This is a genomic window from Patulibacter americanus DSM 16676 (assembly GCF_000420025.1).
Taxonomy (GTDB): Bacteria; Actinomycetota; Thermoleophilia; order Solirubrobacterales; family Solirubrobacteraceae; genus Patulibacter; species Patulibacter americanus.
This window is the reverse complement of sequence record NZ_ATUD01000009.1, coordinates 128088-143819: the sequence shown is the minus strand read 5'-3', so window position 1 is coordinate 143819 and position 15732 is coordinate 128088. Positions and strand designations below refer to the sequence as shown.

Annotated in this window: 13 protein-coding genes; 10 read left to right on the top strand and 3 right to left on the bottom strand. The window is 76.4% G+C overall.

Annotated elements, in window-relative coordinates:
• Positions 1-89 precede the first annotated feature (89 nt).
• The 3 genes from F593_RS25705 to F593_RS31220 are packed head-to-tail and all read right to left on the bottom strand — an operon-like array spanning position 90 to position 3262.
• The gene (locus F593_RS25705) at positions 90-1088 is read right to left on the bottom strand and encodes an alpha/beta fold hydrolase (RefSeq protein ID WP_022929606.1); all 999 of its coding nucleotides are present in this window, start codon (positions 1086-1088) and stop codon (positions 90-92) included.
• Positions 1081-1701 carry a TetR/AcrR family transcriptional regulator gene (locus tag F593_RS0115185; RefSeq protein WP_022929605.1) on the bottom strand — a complete coding sequence of 207 codons (621 nt, stop codon included), beginning with the start codon at positions 1699-1701 and terminating at the stop codon, positions 1081-1083. The genes F593_RS25705 and F593_RS0115185 overlap by 8 nt, the downstream gene beginning before the upstream one ends.
• A 10-nt stretch (positions 1702-1711) precedes the next feature.
• Positions 1712-3262 carry a fatty acid desaturase gene (locus F593_RS31220; protein ID WP_022929604.1) on the bottom strand — a complete coding sequence of 517 codons (1551 nt, stop codon included), beginning with the start codon at positions 3260-3262 and terminating at the stop codon, positions 1712-1714.
• A 157-nt stretch (positions 3263-3419) separates the two neighbouring features.
• On the opposite strand from F593_RS31220, the gene F593_RS25700 reads away from it, so the two are divergent.
• From F593_RS25700 to F593_RS0115130, 10 genes are all read left to right on the top strand, one after another.
• Positions 3420-4157, top strand: coding sequence for a DUF1707 SHOCT-like domain-containing protein (locus F593_RS25700; protein WP_022929603.1), 738 nt, complete (start codon positions 3420-3422; stop codon positions 4155-4157).
• 107 nt (positions 4158-4264) lie between these two features.
• Positions 4265-5668: a methyl-accepting chemotaxis protein gene (locus F593_RS0115170; protein ID WP_022929602.1), complete on the top strand. Its 1404-nt coding sequence runs from the start codon at positions 4265-4267 to the stop codon at positions 5666-5668.
• Positions 5665-6066 (top strand): chemotaxis protein CheW, encoded by a 402-nt coding sequence (locus tag F593_RS28570; protein ID WP_022929601.1) that lies wholly within the window; start codon positions 5665-5667, stop codon positions 6064-6066. Before F593_RS0115170 ends, F593_RS28570 begins: the two co-directional genes overlap by 4 nt.
• Before the next feature lie 3 nt (positions 6067-6069).
• A complete protein-coding gene (locus F593_RS0115160; protein ID WP_022929600.1) occupies positions 6070-8190 on the top strand; it encodes a hybrid sensor histidine kinase/response regulator in 2121 nt (706 codons plus the stop codon).
• On the top strand, positions 8187-9350 hold the full coding sequence (locus F593_RS28565) for a chemotaxis protein CheB (protein WP_022929599.1): 1164 nt from the start codon (positions 8187-8189) through the stop codon (positions 9348-9350). The genes F593_RS0115160 and F593_RS28565 overlap by 4 nt, the downstream gene beginning before the upstream one ends.
• The gene (locus F593_RS28560) at positions 9343-10623 is read left to right on the top strand and encodes a CheR family methyltransferase (protein ID WP_022929598.1); all 1281 of its coding nucleotides are present in this window, start codon (positions 9343-9345) and stop codon (positions 10621-10623) included. Before F593_RS28565 ends, F593_RS28560 begins: the two co-directional genes overlap by 8 nt.
• Before the next feature lie 10 nt (positions 10624-10633).
• Positions 10634-10990, top strand: coding sequence for a response regulator transcription factor (locus F593_RS0115145; RefSeq protein ID WP_022929597.1), 357 nt, complete (start codon positions 10634-10636; stop codon positions 10988-10990).
• A complete protein-coding gene (locus F593_RS0115140) occupies positions 10987-13224 on the top strand; it encodes a response regulator (protein WP_022929596.1) in 2238 nt (745 codons plus the stop codon). The genes F593_RS0115145 and F593_RS0115140 overlap by 4 nt, the downstream gene beginning before the upstream one ends.
• Complete coding sequence (locus tag F593_RS0115135) at positions 13221-14264, top strand: HEAT repeat domain-containing protein (RefSeq protein ID WP_022929595.1); 1044 nt, start codon at positions 13221-13223, stop codon at positions 14262-14264. Before F593_RS0115140 ends, F593_RS0115135 begins: the two co-directional genes overlap by 4 nt.
• Positions 14264-15709 carry a glycosyltransferase family 2 protein gene (locus tag F593_RS0115130; protein ID WP_022929594.1) on the top strand — a complete coding sequence of 482 codons (1446 nt, stop codon included), beginning with the start codon at positions 14264-14266 and terminating at the stop codon, positions 15707-15709. The genes F593_RS0115135 and F593_RS0115130 overlap by 1 nt, the downstream gene beginning before the upstream one ends.
• Positions 15710-15732 lie beyond the last annotated feature (23 nt).

The following is a 15732-nucleotide window of genomic DNA, read 5'->3' as shown; positions in this document are numbered from 1 at the left end:
CTACACCGCCCCGCCGGCGGCGGGGACGTTCGGGCCGGCGTGGTCCTCCCGCGGTCCCCACCGCGACCACCCCGGCACCCCCGTCGATACTACCGGGGGTAGCTTCGGTGGGTCTCCGCGTCCTCGGGCGGCGCCGCCCCGTGCTCGCGGGCGGCGACGGCGTCCCGAACCCAGCCCGCGACGAGGTCCGGGTGCAGCAGCGGGGCCCAGTGGGTCACGGGCGCACGGCGCATCCACAGCTCCGGCATCCGCCCGGGCAGATCGTCGTAGAGGACGGGGTCGATGAACGCGTCCCCCAGCGTGATCCCGACCTGCACGAGCGGGACGTCGACCCGGTCGTAGCGCGGGCGCAGCAGCCGCTCGAGCACGTTGCGGCGGTAGAGCGCGATCCCGTCCACGCCGTCGGCGGTGATCGTCGGCGCGGGGTGACCCGGCGGCGGTGCCACGCCCTCCGTGCGGCGGAAGCTCACGTCCCAGTGGCGCCCGAGCACCGTGCGCCACAGCGCGGGCGCGGCGAACGGCAGGTGGAACGCCACGATGTACCAGGACTTCGCGAGCTGGCGGAGCCCCTCGAGCGGGCCGCGCGCGCGGCTGCCGTGCGCGGTCAGGTCGAGGCTCGGGCCCGCCACGGCGGTCAACGACGAGATCCGCCGCGCCGTCTGCGGCCGGGCCGCGGACTCCCAGTTCTGGACCGCTCCCCAGTCGTGGCCGACGAGGTGGACGGCGCGCCCGTCGGGCACGGTGGCCTCGATCACGGCGAGCAGGTCGCCCGAGAGCTGCGTGAGCGCGTAGGGCGCGAGGCCGTCGGGCCGCCCGCTCTCGCCCGCGCCGCGCACGTCGTAGGTCACGACGTGGTGGTCGGCGACGAGCCGCCCCACCACTCCGTCCCACAGCTCCTGCGTGTCGGGGTAGCCGTGGACGAGCACGACCGTCGGGTGCTCCGCGGACCCGTGCTCGCGGACGGCGAGGGAGACGCCGTCCGTCGCGAGGACGCGCCGGTGGCGGGGCGCTCCCGCGGCGTCGGACGGTCCGGCGGGCGGGCTGCCGGGGCCCGTCGCGGGGCTCGGCGGGGCGGGCTGGTCAGACATCGGTGACCTCCAGGAGTCCGCGGAGGTAGGGGCGCAGCAGGCGCGCGACCCCCTCGGCGGTGACGCGCGTGGCGTCGGGCGGGATGGGCAGGACGACGTAGCTGAGGCCGAGGCGCATGATCGTCTCCGCAAGGAACTCGGACTCCTCGCGGGCGACCGTCGGCCACGTCTCGCCGATGATCGTGGCCAGGCGCTCGCGGCCGAGGCGCAGCAGCGGCTCGCCGCGCGAGGTCACCAGCGGGAGCAGCTCGTCGCGACCGTCCTCGCCCGCGACCGCCGCCACGAGCGGGTCCTCCGACGCCGCACGGAGGAAGACGTCGACGGCCGCCGCGACCGCCGCGGCGGGGTCGTCGGCCCGCTCGCGGATCGCCCCCTCGACGGCGGCCAGGAACTCTTCGAGCTCGTGGACGACGAGGGCCTGTGTGAGGTTCGGCCGCGAGCCGAACTCGTTGTAGACCGTCTGGCGCGAGACGCCGGCGCGCGCCGCGACGGCCGCCATCGTCACGGCCTTCCACGGGCGGTCGGCGGCGAGGTCGCGCGCGGCCTCGAGCAGCGTGCGCCGCAGGAGCGAGCGCGAGACGTCGGCGAACGAGGAGGCGTCGTCGGCGGACACCTCCCCCACGCTAGCCGCCCAGGGCACCCTCCGCCTCCCGCACCGGCACGAAGTCGACCTTGTCGCGCACGCCGCAGTCCGGGCACGACCAGTCGTCGGGGACCGCGCTCCACGGCGTGCCGGGCCTGAGTCCCTCGTGCGGGTCACCCGCCGCGTCCGCGTAGACGTAGCCGCAGACGGGGCAGCGGTGAGCCGGGGCCTCCACCGCGGCGAGGGCGGCCGCGGCCTCGGCGGCCTCCTCCGCCTCGGCGGCGGCACGGGCGCGGGCGTCGGCCGCCTCGCGCTCGGCGAACACGCGGGCGCCCTCGATCGCGGCGGGGGTGCCGGGTCCGAGCCGACGCAGCACGCGCTCCCGGGCGGGCGGGTGGACGTTGGCGCGCCCGACGTCTCCCGCGTAGTGGGCCATCACCCGCGGGTCCATCACCCGACGCCAGACGGGCGGGATCAGGGCCGCGAGGATCATGGTCGCGTAGCCCGAGGGCAGCTGCGGGGCCTCCTCGAAGTGGCGCAGCGCCTGGTAGCGGCGGGTGGGGTGCGCGTGGTGGTCCGAGTGGCGCTGCAGGTGGTAGAGGAAGACGTTGGACGCGACGTTGTTGCTGTTCCAGGAGTGCTCGGGGCGGCAGCGCTCGTAGCGGCCGTCGGAGCGCCGGCCGCGCACGAGGCCGTAGTGCTCGAGGTAGTTGACGACCTCGAGCAGCGAGAAGCCGAGGACGGCCTGCAGCAGCAGCCACGGGGCGACCCCGAGGCCGAACACGGCGAGCAGCCCGGCGAAGAGGACGACGCTCATCGCCCAGGCGTTCAGCACGTCGTTGCGCAGCGTCCACGGGCCGCTGCCCTTGCGCGCCAGGCGCTCCTTCTCGAGGTGCCACGCCGAGGTGAGGCTCCCGGAGACGGTGCGCGGCCAGAACGCGTAGAAGCTCTGCCCCAGCCGCGAGCTGGCCGGGTCCTCCGGCGTGGCGACGCGCACGTGGTGGCCACGGTTGTGCTCGATGAAGAAGTGGCCGTAACCCGACTGGGCGAGCGCGACGCGGCTGAGCCACTTCTCCGCCTTGTCGCGCTTGTGGCCGAGCTCGTGGGCCGTGTTGATCGCGATCCCCGACACGCAGCCGACGGTGATCGCCAGGCCCAGCTGCTCGAGGAGCGAGAGGTCACCCGACGCCCACATGGAGCAGGCCAGGACGAGGCCGCCGTACTGCAGGGGCAGGTAGGCGTAGGTGCACCACCGGTACCAGCGGTCCTGCTCGAGCCAGGCGAGGACCCGGTCGGGCGGGTTCTCGGCGTCCGTCCCGATCACGAGGTCGAGGATCGGCATGACGGCGAACACGAGCATCGGCCCGAGCCACCAGAAGACGCCGAGGCCGGTCGCCTCGACGAGCCCCCAGCCGAGGAACGGGGAGGCCGGGACGATGAGCCCGAGCAGCCAGGCGTAGCGCTTGCCGTCGCTCCACCCGGGAACGGGCACGTCGGCCGTGGGGCCGTGGTCGTGCCCGTGACCGTGGTCGTTCTCGTGCTGCTGGTCGGCGCCGGCGGCGCCCGTCCGGGGGACGGCGGTCGTACCCATGACCCGCTCCGTTCTTGACATCATGGCGATCGCTGTACAGCGACTCGACACAAGGTAGCGCAGGTGTAAAGCGGCGGGGAGAATCTTCGACGACGTGTCAAGCCGACGTACGCGCGGGCGACTCGTCGGCGGCCCTCCCCGCCGCTACGGTGCGGGCATGGCCGCCCCGGACCCCGACCCCTCCGCGCCCGCTCCCCGCCCCGCGGCCGGGCCGCCCGCCCTGCGCGCCTCGGACGCCGACCGGGAGCGCACGGCCGAGATCCTGCGCACCGCCTGCGGCGACGGGCGCCTGACCGCCCTCGAGCTCGACGAGCGCCTGGACACGACCTACGCGGCGGTCACGCTGGACGAGCTCGCCGGGCTGACCACCGACCTCGTCCCCGCGGGCGGACGCCCGGTCCACCCGGCGCAGCGGCCCCAGGCCCCCGGCCGCGTCGCGGTGCGCGACGCCGACGACGGCACCCACTGGCTCGTGGCGATCATGGGCGGGACGCAGCGCCGCGGGCGCTGGCGGCTCGGCCGGCGCTGCCGAGCTATCTCGATCATGGGCGGCGCCGAGCTCGACCTGAGCGAGGTCGAGTTCGACGCCCACGAAGTCCACCTCGACGTGATCTCGATCATGGGCGGCGCCGAGATCCGCGTGCCCGAGCACATGAACGTGCGGGTCTCGAAGTTCGCCTTCATGGGCGGGCACGAGGTGCGCATCGGCGCGGACGAGCCCGACCCCGGGGGCCCGGTGCTGCACCTCCACCTCGTCTCCGTGATGGGCGGCGCCGGGGTCAAGCGCGGGCCGAAGCGCTCCGGCCGGGACCGCCGGCCGCCCCGCCCCGAGGTCGAGACCCCGGACCCCGGCCGCCCGCACCACGGGCACGGGCACCTGCCGCCGGGCCACTAGCGGACGCACGGCCACCAGCGGACGCGCGGCGACCAGCGGACGGTCGGCGCGGGCGGGCGCGGCCGCCCGTCCAAGTTCCTGGACGTCCGGCCGATGACCCGGGCACTGTGTTCTCGCGTCTCCCCGGACCCTCTCGCACCGTCGCCCTGACGGGCGTCGTCGTCGTCGCCCTGCTCGCCGTCACCGTCGCCGTGTCCGTCTGGCGCTTCGGCGCCGCGGAACGCCAGTACGACCGGGTGGCCAAGCAGGCCGAGACCCAGCGGGTCCTCGTCTCGCTGACGGCGAACCTGCTCAACCGGATGCAGTACGCCAGCGCGTACATCAACACGAAGGAGCCGGCGTCGCTGCAGCGCCTGCGCACCGAGCAGGACCGCTTCGAGCCGCTCCTCGAGGAGCTCGAGCGCGACGGCGACATCGACGTCCCCGAGCAGGCCCAGCTCAACACGATCCGCCAGGCGAACCTCACCGCCATCGCCTCGCGCCGCTCGGCGCTGGCGGCCGGCAACGCCGCGCAGGACTCCGCCGCGCTCGCCCAGTCGACCCGCGACGTCGTGCGCCTGCGCGGCCTGCTGGCCCGCTTCGGCGAGGGCGAGGCGGCCGAGGTGCCGCGCGTCATCGCGGCCGCCCAGAAGAACGCCGACCAGGCGCGCACCGCCGCCATCGTCATCGCGGTCGTCGCCGGCCTCGTGATCCTGCTCCTCATCGCCTACGTCGTCCGGCTGCTGGCGCGGCTCTTCGACCGCGTGGGCCGCACCTCGCGCTCGCTCAGCGGCGCCACGCTGGCCATGCGCTCGGCGACGCAGCAGTCCGCTGCCGCCACGAACGAGCAGTCCGCCGCGATCGCCCAGCTCGCCGCGAGCGTCGACGAGCTCAGCGCCACGGCCTCGTCCATCGCGGCCGCCGCCCAGACGTCCTCCGGCGCCGCCGCCCAGACGGTGCAGACGGTCGAGGAGATGCGCGCCCAGGTCGACGCGATCGCCGACCGCACGCTCGACCTGGGACAGGCGAGCCAGGAGATCGGCGAGATCCTCGACCTGCTCGAGGAGATCGCGGAGCGCACCGACCTGCTCGCCCTGAACGCCGCCATCGAGGCCGCGCGCGCCGGTGAGGCCGGCCGCGGGTTCGCCGTCGTCGCCGTCGAGGTCCGCAAGCTCGCGGAGCGCTCCGGCCGCTCCACGGAGTCGATCAAGCAGATCGTCTCGCGGGTGCAGAACGGCACGAACGCCACGATCCTCGCCACGGAGCAGGGCACGAAGCAGGCGGCCCTGATCTCCGAGCTCATGCACGCGTCGATCCCCGAGCTCGACGACAGCCTGCAGGCGACGGAGCAGCAGCGCGAGGCGGCCGAGCAGGTCGCCGCCGCCCTGCAGGAGATCCGCAGCGCGATCGAGCAGCTCTCCGCGGAGCAGTCGGCCCGCGTCGAGACGACGGCCCAGGTCGAGGCGCTCGCGTCCGACCTGGACGCCCTGCTCGAGAAGAACGGCGTGACGAGCGGCGGGCGCCGGGCGTGAACCGGCACCTGCGCGTGGTCGTCGGCCGCGAGCGCTACGCCCTCTCCGTGCACCAGGTGCGAGAGGTCGAGCTGCTCGGCGTGCCGACCCCCGTCCCCGGCGCCGGCCGGCACGTGACCGGTGTGCGCTCCCTGCGCGGCGAGCTGCTGCCCGTCATCGGGCTGGCCGGGATGCTTGGCGTCGGCGGCGGCACGCCGTCCCGGCTCGTCGTCGTGGAGGACGGGCTGCGCCGCGCCGGGCTCGCCGTGGACCGCGTCGAGGACATCGAGCTCGTGGACGAGACGCAGATCACCCCCGGGGCCTCGCCCCTGACCACGGGATCGGTCGTGGGCGCGGAGCACCTCGTGGGGATCCTCGACATCGCGGCGACGCTCGACGCCGCCACGCAGCAGGGCTGAGCCGTGGACGACGCGCTCCTGCAGATCTTCCGCGACGAGAGCGTCGAGCGCATCGAGCGCATCGCCGGGACGCTGCTCGCCGTCGAGCGCGCCGGCGAGGGCGACGGCGACGAGATCGCCTCGCTGTTCCGCGACGCGCACTCCATCCGCGGCTCGGCCGGGATGTTCGGCTTCGACGCCATCGGCGATCTCGCCACCGCGATGGAGGAGGTCCTCGTGCGCGTCCGGGAGGCGGGCCGCATCCTCACCGCCGACACCCCCGGCCTGCTGGCGGCCGCGGACGCGATCCGCGCCGCCCTGGACGGCGACGAGTCCGGGCTCGAACCCGCCCGCCAGGCCCTGACGCGGTCCGCGGCCCCCGATCCGGCCCCAGACGCCGGCCCCCCGGCCTCCGCGGACCGGCCGACCGACGGTCCGCAGCCGCAGGCGCCCGCTCCGGCGGTGCCCACCTCCATGCCGGAGACCTCCGTCCCTGCACCCGACGTGCCGAGCCCCGACGCGGCCTCCCCCTCCAGGAACGGCACGCCGGTCGCCCCGTCGGGCCCCGCGACGAGCGAGCCCTCGCGCGCCGACCGGACCGGGACGACCCCCGTCACCCGCACGATGCGGGTCGACGCGGGCAAGGTCGACGCGCTCCTGGCCGCCACGGGCGAGGCCGCGCTGCACCGCGGGCGCCTCGAGCACCTGCTCCGGCGCGTAGCGCTGGAGGACGAGGCCGTCCGCCAGGAGCTCGAGCACGGCGAGACGCTCGTCGGCGACCTCCAGGACAGCGTCCTGGACCTCCGCACCCTGCCGCTGCGCACGATCACCGGGGTGCTCCCCCGCGCCGTGCGCGACATCGCCGCCGCCACCGACCGCGACGTCCGCCTCGACCTCGAGGGGATGGACACGCCGCTGGACCGCTCCGTCCTCGACGGCATCGCCGAGGTGCTGGTGCACCTGCTGCGCAACGCGGTCTCGCACGGCGTCGAGGCGCCGGACGAGCGCGAGGCCGCGGGCAAGCCGCGCACCGCCCGCATCCTGCTCCACGCCGCCCAGCACGGCGGCGAGGTCCGTGTGTCCTGCACGGACGACGGGCGAGGCGTCTCCCCCGCCCTCGTGCTGCGGGCCGAGGCCGAGGGCGTGGGCCTGGCCGACATCCTGGCGGAGGCCGGCACGTCCACCGGCGGCGCGGACTCCGCGCTCTCCGGTCGCGGGGTCGGCCTCGATGCGGTCAAGCGCCACGTCGAGGGTCTCGGCGGGCGGCTCGAGGCGAGCTCCGACCCGGGTCGCGGCTCGACGATCAGTCTGGTCCTGCCCCTGACCCTCGCCGTCCTCGAGGTGCTCGTCGTCGAGCGCGGCGGCCAGCTGTTCGGGCTCAACCTCAACAGCGTGGACGAAGCGGTCCTCGGCCACGACGTCCAGGAGCTCGAGGGCCGCCGGTTCGTCCGCCACGGCGGCGAGCCGCTCCCCCTCTCGGACCTCGCGGACCTGATCGGCCAGGAGGCCGACGCGCCCGCCGACGGCGCCCCCGTCCTGATCGTCCGCTCCGGCGACACCCGCGCGGCCATCATCTGCGACCGCCTGCTCGGCGACCGGGACGCGGTCGTCAAGCCGCTGGGGCCGCTCTTGGCGGGTCTCCCCGCCTACCTCGGCGGCAGCGTCATGCCCGACGGCGCCATCGCGCTGCTGCTGGACCCCGCCCACCTCGTGCGCGACGCGGGGCGCGGGCGGACCACCGCCCGGCGTCCGGCGACGGCGCCGGTCGAGCCGCCGAAGGTCCTCGTCGTCGACGATCAGCTCACCGTCCGCGAGCTGCAGCGCACGATCCTCGCGTCGGCCGGTTACCGGGTGCGCGTGGCCCAGGACGGACACGAGGCCCTGGCGACGCTCGACCGCGAGCAGGACATTGCGTGCGTCATCACCGACATCGACATGCCCGGCCTGGACGGCTTCGGCGTGCTCGAGGGCGTGCGCGGTCGACCGGCGCTGGCCTCTCTGCCGGTCGTCGTCGTGTCCTCCCGCGACGACGAGCGCGCCCGCCAGCGCGGCGCCGACGCCGGCGCCGACGCGTGGGTGCTCAAGGGCCAGTTCGATCAGGCGTCGCTGCTCGAGACCGTCGGCCGGTTGGTGGATCGCGCATGACCCTCCGGGTCGCCATCTGCGAGGACTCCCTGGCGTACGCCCGCGGCATCGCTCGACTGCTCGAGGAGGACGACGCGTTCGAGGTGGTCACGATCGCGTCCGACGCGGAGACGCTGCTGCGCGCGCTGCCCACGGCGCGGCCGGACCTCGTGACGATGGACCTGGAGCTCGGCCCGGGCCTGCACGGCGCCGCGGCCGTCCGGCGCATCATGGCGACGTACCCCGTGCCCGTGGTCGTGCTCTCGGCCCACGCGGGCCGGCGCCCCCCGATCGTGGTCGACGCCCTCGCGGCGGGCGCGGTCGAGGCGATCTCGAAGTCCGACGTGCACCTCGGCGCCTCCGGGGCCGACGACGCCGCGGCGCTGCGGCGGCGCCTCGTCGCCATCGCGCGCGGCGAGCGCGTGCCCCCGGCCGCGGCCCCCGACGTGGCGGCGCGGGCGGCGAAGGCCCGGGCGGCGCGAAGCCGGACGGCCTCCGGGCGTGCCGCGACGGGTCCGCGTGCCGGCGACCCCGCCTTCGCGTCCCCGGATCTGGGGGACGGCGTCCGCGCGTCCGGGGGGATCACCCCGGCCCGTCGGTCGGGCGGCCCGGCCGGCGCGCAGGTCGTCGGCATCGTCAGCTCGACGGGCGGCCCGCAGGCCTTGCGCTCCGTCCTCTCCGCGCTGCCCCCGAAGTTCGGGGTCCCCGTCGTGGTCGTCCAGCACATCACGGACGGCTTCGCCGAGGGGCTCGCCGACTGGCTCGCCGACGTCGTGGCCGTGCCCGTCCGCATGGCCCGCGACGGCGAGCCGCTGGCGCCGGGCGTCGTCATCGCGCCCACCGGCACGCACCTCGTGCTGCAGGGGGACGGGCGGCTGGCCCAGGACCAGCGCGACGCCCCGGGTCCGCACCGGCCCTCCGGCGACGTGCTGCTCGACTCCCTCGCCCGCACCGCCGGCTCCCGCGCGCTCGGCGTCGTCCTGACCGGCATGGGCCGCGACGGCGCCCGTGGCGTGGCCTCGATCGTCGGCGCCGGCGGCGACGCGTGGGCCCAACGCCCCGCCGAGTCGGCCGTCTGGGGCATGCCCGCCGCGGCCGTGCAGGCGGGCGCGGACCCGCGTTCCCTCGCCGGCATCGGCGCCGGCCTGGCCGCCCTGAACCGGAGGACCTCCCGTGTCTGACGGTCTCTCCCGCCTGGCCACGCTGGTCGAGGAGGTCGGCGGCTCGCGCCTGGGCCGTCCCGGCCTGGCGACCCTGCGCGCCGCGCTCGAGCGGCTGGCCCCGGGCACGACGCCCGAGGACGCCGTCTCCGACCTCCGGCGGCGCCGCCTGCTCGTCGACGCGCTCGCCCGCGAGGTGCTCGTCCACGAGACCTTCTTCCTGCGCCACCCCGACGAGCTCGCGCGCATCGACTGGGCCAGGCTACTGCTGGGTGCCCGCGACGCCGGCCGGACGGGTCTCACCGCCTGGAGCGCCGGCTGTTCGACGGGCGAGGAGGCCTACTCGCTCGTGATCGGCGCCGCCGAGGCCCTCGGGACGCCCGACCCGCCCCTGCGGGTGATCGGCACCGACCTCGCACCCGACGCGCTGGCCCGCGCCCGCGAGGGCGTCTACGGCGCCCGGGCGGTGCGCCACCTGTCCGCCGAACAGCGCAGCCGCTGGTTCGTGCGTGACCCCGCCGGTCTGCGGGCCGGCGCGACCCTGCGCTCGGCGGTGACGTTCGCGGAGCAGAACCTCGTGCGTGATGCGGCGCCCGCGGTCGCACCGCCCGGGTTCGACGTCGTCCTCTGCCGCAACGTCCTCATCTACTTCGCCCCCGCGACGGCGGCGCGCGTCCTCGATCGGCTGCAGGGCGCGCTGCGCCCCGGCGGCACGCTCATCGTCGGCGCCGCGGACCGCCTGGCCCTGCGCGGGGCGCTGCCGCCCGGCGGCGGACGCCCAGCGGTCCCGCACGCCGCGGTCCGCCGCGCCGTCCGGGCTGCCGCCGTCACGCCGCGGGCCACTGCCCCGCGGGATGCGGCGGCGCCCGCGGCCCCCGCCGCGCCCGCGCGTGCGGTGGCCGCGACGTCCGGCGCCGCCGGGACGAAGATGTCGTCCACCGTCGGTGCTCCCTCGCCCGGGCCCCCCGGCGCGGTAGACGCCTCCGAGACGCCGGCCGAGGCCGCCGTCGTCGCGCTGGAATCCGGCCTGGAAGCCCTGCGGCGTCGCGATCTGCCCGCCGCCGTCGCCGCGTTCCGCCGCGCCCGCTACCTCGACGCCGACCTCGTCGAGGCCGGCCTGCACCTGGGCCGCGCCCACGAGGCCGCCGGCGACGTGCGCGGCGCCCGCAGCGCCTACCAGGGCGTGCTGCACCAGATCACCGGCGGGCGCCCCGAGATCCTGCGCGGCCGTGCCGCCACCACCGACGTCGCCGCGGCCTGCGAGGCCCGGCTCCATGCCCTCCCCGAGACCTAGGACCCCGACCATGCCCCAGCGCATCCTCGTCATCGACGACTCAGAGCTCATCCGCGAGGCCGCCCGCCTCGGCCTCGCCCGCGGCGGTTTCGCCGTCGACACCGCCGTGGACGGCGAGACCGGCCTCGCCGCCGTCGCCGCCGATCCACCCGACGCGATCCTCCTGGACCTCACCATGCCGGGCATCGACGGCATCGAGGTGCTGCGCCGCCTGCGCGCCGACACCGCGTCCGCCGTCCCCGTCGTGCTCATGACCGCCAGCACGGAGGAGGCCGCCCAGCAGCCCGCCGACGGCGTCATCGCCAAGCCGTTCTCCCCGCTGGCCATCGCCGACCTGGTGCGCGGGGAGCTCGGTTGGGCACCGTGACCGACCCGGACGCCGAGCTGCTGGAGGCGATGGCCGAGATCTGGCGTGAGCGGCGGCCGGAGATCGAAGCGCGCGTGCTCGTGATCGAGTCGGCGCTGACGGACGCCCTCGAGGGCACGCTCGCCGAGGACGTCCAGCTCGCCGCCAAGCGTGCGGCCCACGCCATCTCGGGCTCCGCCGGCACCTTCGGGTTCCTGGCCGCGTCCGCCCACGCCCGCGAGCTGGAGCACGCCCTCGCGGTCGTCCCGCTCCCGGCCGACGAGCCGCCCCGCCTGGCCGGCCTGGTCGTCGACCTGCGTTCCGAGCTCGAGCGGGGCGACGTGCCCCCCGACGCCGGTCCCGCCACGCCGACGGCACCACAGCCGGCGGTCCTCGACGCCGACGCGGCCACCCCGGCCCCGGCCGTCCTCGCGTTCTCCGGCGGCGGCCACGCCGCCGCCCCGCCCGAGTCGTCCTCCGTCGGTCCCGCCGTCGACTCCGCGCCGACCGCCGGCGCCGCTCGCGCCGTCGGCGCCGCTTCCGCCGCCGCCCTCGCCACGCCTCCCGCGCCCGCGTCGTCTCCGGCCCCCGTCGCGCCCGCCACCGGACTCGCCCGCCCCGAGCTGCTCGTCGTCGGCGGCCCCGCCGGCCGCGCCGGCCGGCTGGCCGACGAGGCCCTCGGCCGCGGCCTGCGCGCCCGCGCCCACGACCGCTTCGACACGGCGCGCGCGTACCTCGGCGCCGACGGCGCCCGGCTCGTGCTCGTCGACCTCTCCGGCCCCGACGGCCCCGGCCCCGCGCTCGCCTTCCTCGCCGAGGCCGCCGCCCACGCCACCACCGTGGCCATCGTCGACGAGGGCGCCGGGATCGACCGCCTCGAGATCGCCCAGGCCGGCGTGCGCTCCGTCGTGGGCGCGGACCGCGCGGTGCCCGACACGGTCGACGCCGTCCTCGAGCTGCGGGAGCGCACCCGTGCCTCGGGCACCCGCGTCCTGGCGATCGACGACGACGTCGCCATGCGCGCCGCCGTGCGGCTGGTGCTCGAGCACGCCGGCCTCGAGGTCGCCGTCTCCGACGGGTCCGAGGACCTCTGGATGCTGCTGGACCGCTTCGAGCCGGACCTGCTGCTCGTCGACATCGACCTGCCGTGGGGCCACAGCGGCATCGACCTCTGCCGCGCGGTGCGCGCCGATCCCCGGCGCGGTGCGCTCCCGGTCATCGTGCTGTCCGCCGCCACCGATCCGGACACCGTGCTCTCCGTCTTCCGCGCGGGCGCCGACGACTACGTCGCCAAGCCGTTCGTCGGGCCCGAGCTCGTCGTCCGCATCCAGAACCGGCTGGAGCGTGCACGGCTGCTGCGCGAGATCCACGAGCGCGACGCCCTCACCGGGCTCGTCGGCCCCGACCGCGGGCAGGCGCTGCTGCAGGACCTGCACGCGCTCGCGATCCGCGACGGTGCGCCCTACTGCCTGGCCTACCTGGACTCCGACGACGTCCAGAGCCTGAACGCCCGCCACGGCTACGCGGCGGGCGACACGGCGCTGCGGGCCAGCGCCGACGTGCTGCGCCGGGCGTTCCGTGGCGAGGACGTCGTCGTGCGCTGGCGCGGCGACGAGTTCGTCGTCGCGATGGCCGGCACCACGCCGGCGGACGCCCGGGAGCGCCTGGCCCGGGTGCTCGACGCCGTGCGGGGCGGTGGGTCCGTCGTCCCCGGCGACACGGCGCCGCGCTCCCTGAGCGTCGGCCTGGCCGTCGCGGGCCGGGACGGGGACACCGTCGACGCGCTCCTGCGCGCCGCGGAGCGCGCGAGCCGCGAGGCGTCCGACGCGGGCGGCGGGCGGATCGTCTCGGCCGGCGGGGCCGACCTCGACGTCTCCACCACCGACGTCGTGCTCGTGGAGGACGACCAGACCCTGGCCGCCCTCCTGCGCTACGCGCTCGAGGCCCGCGGCTACAGCTACCTCCACGTCGACGACGGCGACGCCGCGCGCACGATGCTCGGCGGCGGGGCACCGGACGTGGCGGCCCGGGTCGTGCTCCTGGACTGGGACCTGCCGGGCGTGGACGGACTCGCGGTGCTGCGGGCCATGCGCGAGCACGGGGCGCTCGAGCGCACGAAGGTCATCATGCTCACCGCCCGTGCCGGCGAGGACGAGATCCTCCAGGCCCTCGAGGCCGGCGCCAGCGACCACGTCGCCAAGCCGTTCAGCGTCCCCGTGCTGCTGGGCCGCGTCCGACGGGCACTCGACGCGTGATCCCGCGCGAGGCCCTGGTCTGGGCGGTCCTCCTCGAGGCCGTGCTCGTGGCGCTCGTGCTCCTGGCGATCGGCGGTGACGTCCTCCGCGGCGCCGTCCTGAGCCCGCGGCGGTCGCGGCGGCTCGCCGCCGCCCGGGAGCGGCTCGCGATGGCGCTCGCCGACGGCGCGGACCCGGAGTCCGTGGCCGCCGCGCTGCGCGGTCTGCGGCGCCGCGAATCGCTGTCGATCCTCGCCGAGTACGCCCCGCTGCTCGCCGGCGCGGACCGCACCGTGCTGACGCACGCGGCGGCGGCCGCCGGCCTCACCGCCGACGCGGTGCGACGGGTCGGGTCCCGCCGTCTGGGCCGCCGGCTCGAGGGCGCGCGGGTGCTCACGGTCGTCGGGGGCGGCGAGAGCGTCATGCCGGCGCTGCTCGACGACCGGTCCTCCCGGGTCCGCTCCCAGGCGTCCGCGTGGGCGATGGACCATCCGTCCGACCACGTCATCGCCCGCCTCGTCGACCACGCCACCGACCTCCGGCCGGCGTCGCGCTTCTCCGTGCAGGACGCGCTCATCCGGATGGGGCCCGCGGCGGTGCCCGCGCTGCGCGAGGCGCTCGATCGCGCGGAGGGCCAGGACGCCGAGCGCCTGCTCGCCGTGTGCGTCGCCCTCGCCGACCGGGCGTTCGGCCCCGCGGCCCTGCGCCTGCTGCAGGACCCCTCCCCCGCCGTCCGCGTGCTCGCCGCGCCCCTCGTCGCCCGCACCGCCGCCGACGAGGGCGCCGAGCAGCTGCTGGCGCTGCTGGAGGACCCGTCCGACGCGGTCCGTGCGGCGGCGTGCGAGGCGCTCGGCGTGGCGCAGCACTGGCCGGCCGGCGGTGCCCTGCGCCGGGCGCTGCGCGACGACGCGTGGGAGGTCCGCCACGCCGCGGCCGTCGCGCTCGAGCGACTCGGACCCCCCGGGACGCTCTTGCTCAAGCGGGCGCTCGACGACGACGCCCTCGTCGCCCGCGACATGGCCCGCCGGATGCTCGAGCTGCCGACGGGCGGGCTCGCGTGATGCCCCCGGTCCTCCTCCCCCTCTCCGCGGTCGCGGACACGATCCGCGACGGGCTGCTCGCCTCGCAGGTCGCCGTGCTCGCGTACTTCGTCGTGATGAACGGGTTCCTGCTCACGCTGCTCGGCGCCGCCGCGCTCGAGCTGAAGGCCCAGCGCCGCGCCGCCGCTCTCGAGTCGCGCTGGCGCCTGCTGGGCTCCGCCGTCGCGCCGCGGATCAGCGTGGTGGCCCCCGCCTACAACGAGGCGCTGACCGTCACGGAGAGCCTGCGCTCGCTGCTGACGATGAGCTATCCCAACCTCGAGCTGGTGGTCGTCAACGACGGCTCGACGGACGACACGATGGCGGTCCTGCACCGGGACTTCGCCCTGCGCGGCCTGCACCCGGTCTACCACCACGTGCTCGACCACCAGCCGATCGGGGCGCTCTACCGCTCCGAGACGGCGCCGAACCTCGTGGTCGTGGACAAGCGCAACGGCGGGAAGGCCGACGCGCTGAACGCCGGCCTGAACGTCGCCACCGGCGACCTCGTCTGCGCGATCGACGCCGACACGGTCATCGAGCCGGAGGCGCTGCTGCGGATGGTCCGCCCGTTCCTGCTGCACTCCGACACCGTTGCCGCCGGCGGCACCATCCGGGTGGCCAACGGCTCCCGCGTGGAGCGCGGCCGCGTGGTGGAGGCGCGCGCCCCGCGGCAGCTCGTCGCGGGGATGCAGGCCGTGGAGTACCTGCGCGCGTTCCTGACCGGCCGCCTGGGCTGGAACCGGCTGGGCGGCAACCTCATCATCTCGGGCGCGTTCGGGCTCTTCCGGCGCGACGCCGTGCTCGCCTCGGGCGGCTACGTGCACGACACGGTCGGCGAGGACATGGAGCTCGTGGCGCACCTGCGCCGGCGCGCGTACGAGCAGGGCGGACCCGGCCGCGTCGAGTTCGTGCCCGACCCCGTGGCGTGGACCGAGGTCCCCGACAGCCTGCGCGTGCTCGGACGGCAGCGCGACCGCTGGCACCGCGGGCTCGCCGACGTGCTGCGGCGTCACGGCGGGATGGCGTTCCGGCGCCGCTACGGCAGCCTCGGCTTCGTGGCCTACCCGTACTTCCTGCTCGTCGAGCTGCTCGGGCCCGTGGTCGAGGTCCTCGGGCTGGTCGGGTTGGGGCTGGGCCTCGCCGTCGGGGCCCTGAACGGCTCGTTCGCGATCCTCTTCTTCCTCGTCGCGTACGGGCTCGGGCTGCTCCTCACGCTCGCGACCATCGCTCTCGAGCAGTTCACCTACCGCGGCTACGGCCGTGGGCGCGACACGCTCGTCCTCGTCGGCTGGGCGCTGCTCGAGCCGTTCGGCTACCGGCAGCTCACGGTGCTCTGGCGGCTGCGGGGCATCTGGCGGTTCCTCCGCGGCCGCTCGGACTGGGGCGTCATGACCCGCAAGGGCTTCGCGACGAAGGGCGCCTGAGCCTCGCGGGAACCCTGGAGGGC